At 31.9% G+C, this 13323-nt stretch carries 13 protein-coding genes; all 13 read left to right on the forward strand.

Going from position 1 to position 13323, the window contains the following annotated elements:
* The first annotated feature begins 110 nt into the window (after window positions 1-110).
* The 13 genes from htpG to OA93_RS02815 all read left to right on the forward strand — a co-directional run bounded on the left by htpG (window position 111) and on the right by OA93_RS02815 (window position 13140).
* Entirely contained in the window at window positions 111-1994 is a 1884-nt protein-coding gene (gene htpG / locus OA93_RS02755) for a molecular chaperone HtpG (RefSeq protein ID WP_039111640.1), read from the forward strand.
* A gap of 198 nt (window positions 1995-2192) precedes the next feature.
* The gene (locus OA93_RS02760) at window positions 2193-2546 is read left to right on the forward strand and encodes a hypothetical protein (protein WP_039111641.1); all 354 of its coding nucleotides are present in this window, start codon (window positions 2193-2195) and stop codon (window positions 2544-2546) included.
* A complete protein-coding gene (locus OA93_RS02765) occupies window positions 2543-3847 on the forward strand; it encodes a hypothetical protein (protein ID WP_039111642.1) in 1305 nt (434 codons plus the stop codon). The genes OA93_RS02760 and OA93_RS02765 overlap by 4 nt, the downstream gene beginning before the upstream one ends.
* Window positions 3848-3903: 56 nt before the next feature.
* A complete protein-coding gene (locus OA93_RS02770; protein WP_039111643.1) occupies window positions 3904-5103 on the forward strand; it encodes a hypothetical protein in 1200 nt (399 codons plus the stop codon).
* A 60-nt stretch (window positions 5104-5163) separates the two neighbouring features.
* Entirely contained in the window at window positions 5164-6369 is a 1206-nt protein-coding gene (locus OA93_RS02775) for a hypothetical protein (RefSeq protein WP_039111644.1), read from the forward strand.
* Between the two features lie 177 nt (window positions 6370-6546).
* The gene (locus tag OA93_RS02780) at window positions 6547-7443 is read left to right on the forward strand and encodes a DMT family transporter (RefSeq protein WP_039111902.1); all 897 of its coding nucleotides are present in this window, start codon (window positions 6547-6549) and stop codon (window positions 7441-7443) included.
* Window positions 7444-7529: 86 nt separating this feature from the next.
* Window positions 7530-7886 carry a hypothetical protein gene (locus OA93_RS02785; protein ID WP_039111645.1) on the forward strand — a complete coding sequence of 119 codons (357 nt, stop codon included), beginning with the start codon at window positions 7530-7532 and terminating at the stop codon, window positions 7884-7886.
* A 30-nt stretch (window positions 7887-7916) separates the two neighbouring features.
* Window positions 7917-8624 carry an aquaporin Z gene (gene aqpZ, locus OA93_RS02790; protein ID WP_035619439.1) on the forward strand — a complete coding sequence of 236 codons (708 nt, stop codon included), beginning with the start codon at window positions 7917-7919 and terminating at the stop codon, window positions 8622-8624.
* Between the two features lie 46 nt (window positions 8625-8670).
* Window positions 8671-8913 (forward strand): GlsB/YeaQ/YmgE family stress response membrane protein, encoded by a 243-nt coding sequence (locus OA93_RS02795; RefSeq protein WP_039111646.1) that lies wholly within the window; start codon window positions 8671-8673, stop codon window positions 8911-8913.
* A gap of 194 nt (window positions 8914-9107) precedes the next feature.
* A complete protein-coding gene (locus OA93_RS02800; RefSeq protein WP_039111647.1) occupies window positions 9108-9935 on the forward strand; it encodes a sterol desaturase family protein in 828 nt (275 codons plus the stop codon).
* A 122-nt stretch (window positions 9936-10057) separates the two neighbouring features.
* A complete protein-coding gene (locus OA93_RS02805) occupies window positions 10058-10336 on the forward strand; it encodes a DUF2805 domain-containing protein (protein ID WP_039111648.1) in 279 nt (92 codons plus the stop codon).
* A 113-nt stretch (window positions 10337-10449) separates the two neighbouring features.
* Window positions 10450-12309, forward strand: a complete 1860-nt coding sequence (locus OA93_RS02810; RefSeq protein ID WP_039111649.1) for a peptidase M61 — start codon at window positions 10450-10452, stop codon at window positions 12307-12309.
* Between the two features lie 120 nt (window positions 12310-12429).
* Window positions 12430-13140, forward strand: a complete 711-nt coding sequence (locus tag OA93_RS02815; protein ID WP_039111650.1) for a DUF4369 domain-containing protein — start codon at window positions 12430-12432, stop codon at window positions 13138-13140.
* The last annotated feature ends 183 nt before the right edge of the window (window positions 13141-13323 follow it).

Genomic DNA, 13323 nt, shown 5'->3' on the forward strand with positions numbered 1-13323 from the left:
TTTTTTTTCTTTCACAATTAACACCTACGCCAATTTGTCACCCTATTAGCAATTGGTATCTTATTTGAAGAATCTGAAAAGCATAACGTTAAACTTAAATTTTAAAAAATATGACAACAGGTAAAATTAATGTTTCGGTAGAAAACATATTTCCCTTAATCAAGAAATTCTTATACAGCGATCACGAAATTTTCTTGCGTGAGTTGATTTCTAACGGAACCGATGCTACTCTAAAATTAAAACACCTAACTAGTATTGGTGAAGCCAAAGTAGAATATGGCAATCCAATTATTGAAATTAAAATTGACAAAGAAGGTAAAAAAATCCACATTATTGACCAAGGTCTAGGAATGACTGCCGACGAAGTTGAAAAATACATCAACCAAGTCGCTTTTTCTGGAGCTGAGGAATTTTTGGATAAATATAAAGACTCTGCAAAAGACTCAGGAATTATTGGTCATTTTGGTCTAGGTTTTTACTCAGCCTTTATGGTTGCTGAAAAAGTAGAGATCTTTACTAAATCATATAAAGACGAACCAGCTGCACATTGGACATGTGATGGTAGCCCAGAATTTACTTTGGAGCCAACTGACAAAACTACACGTGGAACTGAAATCGTATTACATATTGCCGAAGATTCTCTTGAATTTTTAGAAGATTCTAAAATTTACGAGTTATTGAATAAGTATAACAAGTTTATGCCTATTCCTATTAAATTCGGAACTAGAACAGAAACTCTTCCTAAGCCAGAAGATGCTCCTGAAGACTATGTAAACGAAACTATAGAAGTTGATAACATCATCAATAACCCAAATCCAGCTTGGACTAAACAACCAACTGAATTATCTGATGAAGATTATAAGAGTTTCTACCGTGAATTGTATCCTATGCAATTCGAAGATCCTTTATTCAACATTCACTTAAATGTTGATTATCCGTTTAACCTAACAGGAATTTTATATTTCCCAAAATTAGGTTCGGATATGCAAATTCAGAAAGACAAAATTCAATTATACCAAAATCAGGTTTATGTAACTGATAACGTAGAAGGAATTGTTCCTGAATTTTTAACAATGTTAAAAGGAGTTATCGATTCTCCAGACATTCCGTTAAACGTTTCTCGTTCAGGTTTACAAGCAGATGGTGCTGTTAAGAAAATATCAAACTACATTACTCGTAAAGTAGCTGATAAATTAAAAGCATTATTCACTGAAAACCGTGCTGATTTTGAAGCAAAATGGAACGACATTAAAATCGTTTTAGAATACGGAATGCTTTCTGAAGATAAATTCTATGAAAAAGCGGGTGCATTTGTATTGTATCCAACAGTAGATGGTACTTACTTTACTCTTGAAGAATTAAAAGAGAAATTAAAAGACAACCAAACCGATAAAGACGGAAAATTGGTAGTTCTTTATGCTGGAAATAAAGATGCACAACACTCTTATATTGAAACAGCAAAAGAAAAAGGATACGAAGTATTACTTTTAGATTCACCTATTATCTCACATTTAATTCAGAAAATAGAAGGTGACAATAAAGATGTAACTTTCGTACGTGTCGATTCTGATCATATTGATAACTTAATCAAGAAAGACGAAAACACGATTTCTAAATTATCTGAAGAAGAAAAAGAAGCTTTAAAAACATCATTAGAATCTTATATCCCTAAAGCATATAGTGTACAACTAGAAGCTATGGATAGCCAAGCTGCTCCGTTTATCATTACGCAACCAGAATTTATGCGTAGAATGAAAGAAATGAGTCAATCAGGTGGTTCTGGAATGTTTGGTATGGGTAATATGCCAGAGATGTACAACTTGGTAGTAAACACAAATTCTGATTTAGCTACTAACATCTTGAATACCGAAGATAAAACACATCAAGAACATTTGGTTAAACAAGCATTAGATTTAGCCAAATTATCTCAAAACTTATTAAAAGGAGAAGCATTAACTGCTTTTGTAAAAAGAAGTTTTGAAATGATTAAATAATATTTGGCTATAAAAGCCATACTATTACTAAGCCTCTCAAGTTATACTTGAGAGGCTTTTTGTTTAAAAAACACAATATTATTAACTATCCAATCTAATAATCTTAAAAAAAAGTACTTATTCCTGTTTTTTAACATAAGCTATTTACATAACTTTAACCCACTTTTAAAAAAAGTTATTTATAAAAAACAGAACTCTATGAGAAAAATTTACCGTTATGAAAAATTGTCATTCTCGGCTCCAGTCGATGAAGATATTAATTTTGAAATCAAATTTATATCCGACGGTAATATAGGGCATACCGTAATCAATATACCCGGAGATAATGATTCTGAAATTGCTAATTCTGGTAAATCTTCCTTAGGAAAAATACAAACGCTCACAGCCGAAAAAACAATTTGCGTTTCGGATATTGCCAATCCTATACCTCACGAAGACACAATTGCTATTGAATACTATATCAATAAAAAACTACTTGCAAAACATTCTAATCTAAAAAGCGATACCGATCGTCCTTATGTAATTTTAACCATCAAATTTTCAGTAAAATGAAAAACTGGATTATAATTAGCATAGTTTTTTATTTCGGAACAATTCAAGCCCAAAAAAAATTAGATATCCTTACAACACCTACTTCTCCTGCTGCAGCTGTTTTAGGTATGCAACCAAGTGCTATATTACAACCCAAATCTTATCGTGCTCTAGAAACTGCTCTTTATTCAAACTTTAGTGATGAAAATGGAAATAGTATAATCCCAAATGATTTTGGTCTCGAATTTATGCCGTATTGGGCAAACGATCATGGCATGAGTCTGGAGGAATATCTTTATCCAAAGGCTAACCTTGATCAGCTTTTGCGCAACTCATCATTTTCTTTGGCTTCTACTCAAAATTTCATGCTACAAGACAGCACAAATACAAGAAGTCTTTCTTTTGGCTATCGCACCTCTATCTATTTTGGAAATAAAAGAGATAAAGAAATCATCCAAAAACATATCGAAACTTTAAGCAATAACCAACGTATTGGTTCTAAAATCTTAGCAGAACTTAGTGAGCTTGCAGAGAAATTTAAATTTAAAACAAAAAGAGAATACCTAACAGCCGTACGAGATAAACTTACCAATCGGATTTACGAAGTACTCGATAAAAAATCGATGAAAGAAGCCGAAGAAATAACCAACAATATTTACGATGCTACTGATGCACTCCCTTTTAATGAAAATGATATCGATTCCTTTTTCATTTCATTTTCTGAATTGATAGAAGACAAAACAATGGGAAGTTATGACGAATTCAAATCTTATATTCTATCGCGTCAAGGATTAAATATAGACTTGGCTTACGCATTAGCATTAAATTTTCCGACTAATGATTTTAAATACTCCAATGTACCCAGACAATCATTTTGGATTACTCCTTCTTATAAATTCTCAGATAAAATAAGTTTTCTAAAAGCTACTGGTGTATTACGATATGAATGGTACAATAAGGAGTATTTTGAGAATTATTTTCCTGATACCAAAGTATATAAAAACAATTTCGATTACGGATTAGCATTACAAAGTCAGTTCAAGAAATTTTCATTAGAATTTGAAGCTACCGGCCGACAGAGCAGTTCTCTTTTAGTTGCTGGCACAGATGCTTCGGGTAATACATTATACACCAAAGAAAACGCATCCGATTTTCAATACATAGGAACATTTAGTTATAGACTTACAGAACAAATTGCCCTATCCTATCAAATCGGAAGTGCTTTTAAACCCATTTTTAACCACAACGGAACATTGATTTCGATGCTGTCATTAAACTTTGGTTTTGGCGGACCCAATATAACAGATTTAACTTCAAAATAAACCTCAAAAATCATACTCAAACCTACATTCGATGATTTTAAATCATCATAAATAATATGGCAACTAAAATAGGAATTTATATTACCGGACTCGGACAATCTATACACAACGAAACTGTAGAGAAATACACTGAAAGACTTAGAAACGAATTGAACTTTACCACAACAGGTTTTAATTATTTTATTAAAACGGAAAAAATTTCTTATCAACCCGAGAAAAATAGCACTGTTGTAAGTCTCTTTAAAAAAGACAAAAACGACAACGAAGAATTAATTTATAAAATATATGATTTTCAGTACCACAAAATCTTAACCGAAAAATTTGAACACTACAATATCTTCATAAAAAATCTAATCCTATTTAGCTTAATAATAAAAAAGACACCCCAAATTACTTTAAGGTTTTTCAGAAAAAAAGAATTTAGCAGCCCTTATCAAACAACTTATGCTTTTTCCATTCTTCTGATAATATCATTATGTGTTCTTTTTTTAATTCCGGCTTGTATCGATTTAATGACTAATGAAAGTATTATAAAAAATATCTCAAAACTACTTTACCACATCGGTTATGACATTGACGTAGAAAGGATACATAATTATGGAAAATATGTTCTTTCGATAACGACATTAATTTTAATTTTTGCACCTCAATCTAAAACCATTATCACATCGCTTGCAACCGAATTCTCTTGTGTTGACAGTTATATAGCCAATGGGGAACAAAGCCAAATTGTATTAGGAAATCTTGATTCGCTTGTAGAATATATCGCCGAGAATGAATCAGATCCTGAAATTCATTTTCATTGTTACAGTTTTGGAAGTATCCTGGCAGTTGACCTTCTTTTTCCGGTAGCAGAAATTCCACCATCAGATAACGTTCAGAAATTAACCAAACTTCTTATTACAACTGGGAATCCTTATGAATTTATAAATGCTTATTATCCTTCTTTTTATAAAAGAAGGAGTCCGATAATGGAAAACACTATAAAATGGATGAATGTTTATTCTGTTTCTGATGTTTTTGCTACAAATTACAGAAAAGATGATTCCCGTGGTGAAGCCGAGTTTGGAATAAAAAATATAGCGATTCTACCAGAAAACATTAACTATGAAATCACATCCGACAAATCTGGCATAATTGCCTTTTTCTCGTTAAATAGTATTAAAATGCATAAATGTTACTGGGATCCATCTACTATAGGTCAGAGTTGTATGAAGGTATTGCTACCAAAATTAACGAGCAAAGGTTTCATATAAAAATATGTATCTCAATTAATTACCAAAATAAGTATTAATTTAGATAACAAAAACAGCCCCATGAAACCTATCATCTTTATCCCCGGAATTCAAGCCACGAGTCTTGTTAATAGTAATACCTTCGATTTTAATTATATCTGGAATGCCTACGACACATTGGGTTCATCTATCGGTTCATCAATTTTTGGAGCTTATATTAACGAAAACCTACAATTTAATCCTTTATACGACCAAGGAATTGAAACGATAATAGAACGCAATCATATTGCTAAATTTCCATATGAGAATTCTATTGCTAAATTAAAAAACAAACTAAACGAGACCAGAGCATACAAAAATACTCCTGTATTTTTATTTGGTTACGATTGGCGAATGTCGAATATGGAAAGCGCCAAACGTTTAAAAATTTATATCGAATACCTCAAGCACAAACTTCAGGATCAAAACATCGAAGGATTCCGGTTTATTACTCATAGCATGGGAGGATTGGTTTTAAACTGCTACCTAAGTTTATTAAAAGATGATTTTTCCGGAATCGATAAAATAATCATGAATGCTCCTCCATTTTTAGGATCTCCATATGCATTGGTACATATGGTAAAAGGAGACGGTGGTTTAAGAAGTATCCTAAACTGGGTTATAGGAAGAAATGAGGATATGCGTAAAGTTATTCGAACTTATCCTGGGGTTTATGAGTTATTACCCATTTACAAAGACGCTTTAACCTATGCAGATAATAATGAACCACTGGATCTTTTGAAAAAAGAATATTGGCAAGACAACTTATATAGAGATATCGAACCACTTTTTGATTCTAGATTAGCACTTTTAAAAGAATTTCGTTCTCCTACGGGTTTAAAAAACTTATCCGATTTACCTCAGGCTCTAAAAGACAGAATGATAATTATTGTAGGTGAAGATGATAAAACATTTACAAAGGTAAAAGTCCTAAAAAAAGGAAATAACAACATTCAAAATTTAGTCGACTTAGGCTCTCTTAATGACGGAAGAGAATCTGGCGATGGAACTGTTCCTTTTAAAAGTTCTTCTATTTATGCAAAAGACATTAAAACATTTGCTGTAAAGAAAGAAAACTTCTTTGATGAAATAAGTAACAATCTTGATTTTCATGGTTTATTCTTAAATGATAGTCGAGTACAGAATATTATACAGCGCTATTTTTTAACCGAAAGCGCCAACCCAAAACTCAGTGGGCTTAAAAATTGGTGGGACACTCCTAACGGAAGTGTTAGAAAAGTGGATTGATTAAACTATTATGAATAATCTATAAATAAAACGATTTCGAGAGATTTTCTGTAAAATCATCTATAGAAACAATCCTCTAAATACAATATCCAAATTAAATGCATTTTTTTAATTACTTACTAAAGCCTATCTTTGCAGGCTTTATTTTTAAAAACAAAAAGCAGTAAATTATATAAAATGACAAAAAATAACGTTTTAAAAGGAGTATTTCTAGTAGCATTTGGCGCAACAAGTTATGGTATGTTGGCCACTTTTGTAAAAATGGCATACGACGAAGGATTCACAACAGCAGAAGTAACTACTTCTCAATTTATATTAGGAATCATTGGAATCCTAATCATCAATGCTTTTCAAAAAGCAAAACATAAAAATACAGTTGTTAACGCAACACCAAAAAACATTGCTCAATTAATGACGGCTGGAACTTCATTAGGAATGACAAGTTTATTTTATTACCTGGCTGTAAAATACATTCCAGTTTCTATCGGAATCGTTTTATTGATGCAAACCGTATGGATGGGAGTTTTATTAGAAATGATTTTAGAGAAAAAACTTCCTTCTAAACAAAAAATAGTTGCTGTAATTATTGTTTTAGGAGGTACTGTATTAGCCACTAATATTACTCAAAACGAGATCCAATTAGATTGGCGTGGTCTAGCGTGGGGTTGCCTAGCTGCTGCATCATTTACTACAACTATGTTTACCGCAAACCGAGTTGCTACCGAAATTTCGTCAGCACAACGTAGTTTATATATGCTTTTAGGAGGAGCTGTTATTGTCTTTTCTTTTGCAATAGCGACACAAGTAACTCCGTTTAACTTCGAAATTTTCACAAAATGGGGTATCATACTTGCACTTTTTGGTACAATTATACCTCCTATGCTTATGAACGCAGGTTTCCCTCTTACTGGAATTGGACTAGGAAGTATCGTTTCGGCACTAGAACTTCCTGTATCTGTAATGATGGCTTACGTATTGTTAAACGAGCAAGTTATATTCTTACAATGGGTTGGAATAATTTTAATCATATTAGCTATCATTATCATGAACTTAAACTTCCAAAAGGAAAAATAAGTGTTAAAAAATACTTGTTAAAAAATAATTAAGATATTGCCCTAAAATCCCAATTATTTTTATAAATTCGTAATAAAATTACTATTATGAATTTACCTTGGCATCTTTACGTAATGGCTTTGCTCTACATTCTGGCTGGGATAAATCATTTTAGAACCCCAGGAATGTACCTAAAAATCATTCCTTCTTACTTTTCAAATCCAAAATTATTAAATATTTTAAGCGGTGTCGCTGAGATTATATTAGGGTCGCTCCTATTAATCTCAGCGACATCTCATTTTGCTGCATGGGGAATTATTGCGTTATTGGTCGCAGTTTTCCCAGCTAACGTATACATGTATCAAAACAAAAAAGCAAGTTTTGGGTTACCTCGATGGGTTTTAATATTACGCATGCCTCTTCAACTCGTTTTGATTTTGTGGGCATATCAATATACTTTTTAACATTTATACATTAATTAAACACTTTTTATTATGAAAAAACTTTTTGCTGAATTTTTTGGAACGTACTGGCTTGTATTTGGAGGTTGTGGAAGTGCTATTTTCGCAGCAGGAATCCCAGAATTAGGAATTGGATTTGCTGGTGTAGCACTAGCTTTTGGTTTAACCGTTTTAACGATGGCTTATGCCGTAGGACATATATCAGGAGGTCACTTTAATCCCGCAGTTTCTTTTGGTCTTTGGGCTGGTGGAAGATTCCCTGCAAAAGACCTAGTACCATACATTATTGCACAATGTGTTGGAGCAATCGCTGCTGCTGGAACTTTATATACAATTGCATCTGGTAAAGCTGGATTTGTGATTGATAATACTAAAGCCGGAGCTTTTGCATCAAATGGGTTTGGAGCTTTTTCTCCAGAAGGATATTCCTTACAATCGGCTTTTATAGCTGAATTTGTACTGACTTTATTTTTCTTATTAATCATCCTTGGAGCAACAGATAAATTTGCTAATGGAAGATTTGCTGGAATAGCAATTGGTTTAGGGTTAACATTAATTCACTTAATAAGTATTCCTATCACAAACACATCAGTAAACCCTGCGAGATCATTATCTCAAGCAGTATTTGTTGGTGGAGAACCATTATCTCAAGTTTGGTTGTTTTGGGTTGCACCAATTCTAGGAGCAATTGTAGCAGGTTTTATATATAAATCATTGTTGCAAAATCATGATGCTGCATAAATTATCATTTTTTAAAATCGATTATTAATCCTTAAAACTTTAAAATATGGAATTTTTATATTTCTTACTTATTGGAGCCGTTTCAGGTTGGCTAGCAGGTCAAATATGGAAAGGTGCAGGTTTTGGAATCCTTGGCAACATCGTTGTTGGAATAATAGGTGGTCTTGTAGGCGGATGGATTGCTGGAAAACTAGGTATTGGCGGCGGCGGTTTGCTTTGGCAAATTATAATTGCTGTTGGTGGCGCCTGGGTACTTTTATTTATCATTAGCTTGATAAAAAAAGCATAACCACTCTTATACACTTGCTATAAATTAGACAAGCAATAATCATTTTATACTAAGAGAAGAAAGAAGTTTAATAACTTTATTTCTTCTCTTTTTTTTTATTAAATAGCTACATCAAAACAACATTCAATCTAAAAATCAGACCTTTAAGAAAATTGTATTACTAAAATTATTAAATTTGAGTAAATACTTCTGCCATGAATGAAATTATTTCTTACTTCGGTACCATTCCATCTTTACACAGAAGTCTGATTCTTGTAGGCGGAATAACCATCTTCTGGATGATAGAAAATACTTTTCCACTTTTTAAATTCAATTATAAAAAATGGAATCACGCTGGAATTAACTTCTTTCTGACATTCACCACAATTTTAATCAATTTTGTATTAGCATTTATCCTATTACAAACTGCAGATTGGACCATTAAAAACAATTTCGGTATCCTACAGTGGATTCCAGAAATCCCTTTATGGTTATACACAGTTATTGGCTTATTGTTATTAGATTTAATTGGAGCCTATCTTGCCCATTTTACCGAACATAAAGTAAAATTTTTATGGCGTTTTCATCTTATTCACCATACCGACACTTGGATCGATACAACAAGTGGCAACCGCCATCATCCTGGGGAAAGTATAATCCGGTTTATTTTTACAACTTTCGGCGTTTTAATTGTAGGAAGTCCGATGTGGATGGTTTTCTTATACCAAACGCTCTCCGTAATATCTACTCAATTTACTCATGCAAATATTTCGCTACCAGACAAAGTTGATTCTTTTTTAAGCTACTTTATTGTTTCTCCAAATATGCACAAAGTACATCATCATTATATATTACCTTATACAGATAGTAATTATGGAAATATTTTTTCAATCTGGGATCGTCTTTTTGGAACTTTTATGACGCTACCAAAAGAAAAAATCATCTATGGTGTAGATACACACATGAACCCAAATGAACATAACAATTTAAAAAAATTACTGCAAATTCCGTTTCAAAAACATCGTTCACCAAAAAACCGTTAAAATCCACAAAAAAAAGCGACCATAAGCGACGAAGTAATTATTTTTTTTACTAATATTGATATGTAAATTGAATATCAATATATTATTAATCATTAACCCCTATTTGAATTAATTTTCACGTGATGAAAAAGAGTAACCGTAAAGAATTGAACTGGGAACAAACAGAAAAACTTGTTACATTAGCCCTAGAAGAAAAGAATCCTTTTGAAATTATCAAAAAAGAATTTGGATTGGCTGAAAAAGAGGTTTTAGAGATAATGAAAAAGAAAATGCCCGCTGAGAAATTTGAAATGTGGAAAAAGAAAGCTATTGCTAATAAGCCTAAGCCAAAACCTGTTAAGATAGATGATTTTGATGAAGACCTAGATGGAAAATATTACATAAAGAATAAATTAGACTAATCATAAAACTCCTGAAACAGGAGTTTTTTTTTACTCCAATAAATAAAACTGGAATGTTTTTGTAACTTTTTTCAGCTTATAAAGACCAATAATAAAACTAACTCAATAGAATAATGAAAAAAATAATAGTTACACTAGCATTAGCAGCTGTTTTTTTGGGATGTAAAACAGGTAGTTCTACTACTGCATCTGCAAAACCAGAAGTTGCAGTTAACATCAATCTTAACGATGTAAAAGACGACAAAGTTCTCGTTACAGTTACTGCTCCAAAAATAAATACAGATGAAGTAACCTATAGTATTCCTAAAACTGTTCCTGGAACATACTCTGAGGATAACTACGGTAAGTATATCGATGATTTAAAAGCTTATGATTCTAAAGGAACACTCCTTACCGTAAAAAAGCTAGACGACAATACTTGGTCAATAGCAAATGCAAAAACACTAAAGACGATTACTTATTTAGTAAACGATACTTTTGATACTGAAAAAGGAACAGGTTTTGGCAATGACGATGTTTTCTCACCTGCAGGAACAAATATCGATGCCGGAGTTAACTTCATGATAAACACACATGGTTTTGTTGGTTATTTTCAAGACAAACTAGACATTCCTTATAAAGTTACAATTGCACATCCTGCAACACTTTGGGGAGCAACATCTATGACTGATGAAGATGCAAGCAATACAAGCGATGTATTTACAACATCTCACTATGCAGTTTTGGTAGAAAACCCAATTATGTACTCTAAACCAGATTACACTTCATTTGATGTAAACGGAATGGAAATACAAATAGCAGTATATTCTCCAACTGGAAAATTCACAGCCGAAAGTATCACGCCAGAAATGAAAACGATAATGACTGCTCAGAAAAACTTTTTGGGTAAAATAAATTCGACTAAAAAATATACTGTTCTATTATATTTATCGTCTATGAAGCCAACCGATGCTCATGGATTTGGAGCATTAGAACATCCTACAGCAACAACTGTTGTTTTACCTGAAATGATGCCAAAAGAAGAATTGGTAAAATCAATGAAAGATGTAGTATCTCACGAATTCTTTCATATCGTAACTCCATTGACAATTCACTCAAAAGAAATTCAATACTTTGACTACAATGCACCAAAAATGTCTGAACATTTATGGATGTACGAAGGTGTTACCGAATATTTTGCAAACCTTTTCCAAATTAATCAAGGTTTAATCGATGAATCTGAATTCTACTCTCGTATTGCTGAGAAAATAGAACACGCAAAAGCATTAAACGATACAATGTCATTTACAAAAATGAGCGCCAATGTATTAGAACAACCATACAAAGACCAGTACTTAAACGTATACGAAAAAGGAGCGCTTATTGGTATGTGTATCGATATCATCATTAGAGAAAAAAGCAATGGCGAAAGAGGAATCTTGGACTTAATGCATAAATTATCAGATGAATATGGTGTTACAAAACCATTTAATGATAATGAGCTTTTCGCAAAAATCACTCAATTAACTTATCCAGAAGTTGGAGCTTTCCTAAACACTTATGTTGCAGGAACAACACCAATTCCTTATGATACTTATTTAGCAAAAGTTGGTGTAACAAACGCTGCCGAAAAAGTTCCCGGAACAATTTTCTTAAAAGGTCAAACTCCATATATCACTATAAATCCTGAGACTAAGCAAATCATGGTTATACCTGAAATGGAATTGAATACTTTTTTCAAAAGTCTAGACTTAAGAGGAGGAGATTACATCCTTTCTATAAATGAAAAACCATATTCATTGGTAAACATATACGAATTGATCACAGAAAGTCAGACATGGAAAGAAGATGCACCAATAACTGTTAAGATAAAACGTGATGGTAAAGAATTAACTTTAAAAGGCGCTGTTAAACTTCCATACGAAGAAAAGAATACTTTTAAAGCGACAGACAATTCTAAACAAGCACTTAGAAATGCTTGGTTAAAAGGATAATAAGAAATTAAAACAAGAAAATCCCAATTTAGAAATAGATTGGGATTTTTTTATAAATTAAAAGTTGAGCATCGTTTTTTTAAAACTATTTTCTTTATTTTGCAGCAAAATCTATAAACAATGAAAAAAACTATTATTGCATTCGTTACACTTGTTCTTTTAGCTTCATGTAACAAAAACGAATCAAAAACCAACTTGCATATTACCGGAAATATAAAAGGATTAAAAAACGGAACCTTATACATACAAAGAGTAGTCGATACTTCTTTAGTAGCTATAGATAGTATTAAAATCGATGGTAATTCTGCTTTTGAAGCTAACATCGAATTAAAATCACCAGAGATGCTATATCTATCTGTAGATCGTGGCGTAACCAACTCTTTAGATAATAATATATTATTTTTTGCCGAACCAGGCAACATTAACATTGATACAAATCTAGACAATTACCTTTCTAGCGCTAAAATTACAGGATCGAAAAACCAAGAATTATACGAAGATTACCGCAAAATAAATTCTCGTTTTAATGATGAAAATCTTAGCCTAATCGAATTACGATTTAAAGCAATAAAAAACAATAACCAGAAAACATTAGACAGCATAGACGAAAAACAAGAGTCTAATATTAAGAGAAAATATCTATACGCTACAAACTTTGCCATCAACAACAAAGATTACGAAATAGCTCCTTACATCGCCTTATCAGAGATATACGATATCAATATTAAATATTTAGATACAATACAAAAATCGATGACTCCAAAAGTAGCACAATCCCTTTATGGTAAAAAACTTACTGAGTACATTGCCAAAATTAAAAAACAACAATAAATAAATATAAAATTCTAAAAATCAATATTTTACAATTTAAAATAACTTTTATTGTACCTATACTAATCCTGTTTTTTATTAGAACAGGATTTTTTTATGCTTTTTTTTTAATTATTATTTTTTAAAACCCTAAAGACTTGACAATTAGATAATTATACTAAAATAAATCGCGTTTTGAGATTT

The sequence above is a fragment of the Flavobacterium sp. KMS genome, from assembly GCF_000813005.1.
In the GTDB taxonomy this organism is placed as follows: Bacteria; Bacteroidota; Bacteroidia; order Flavobacteriales; family Flavobacteriaceae; genus Flavobacterium.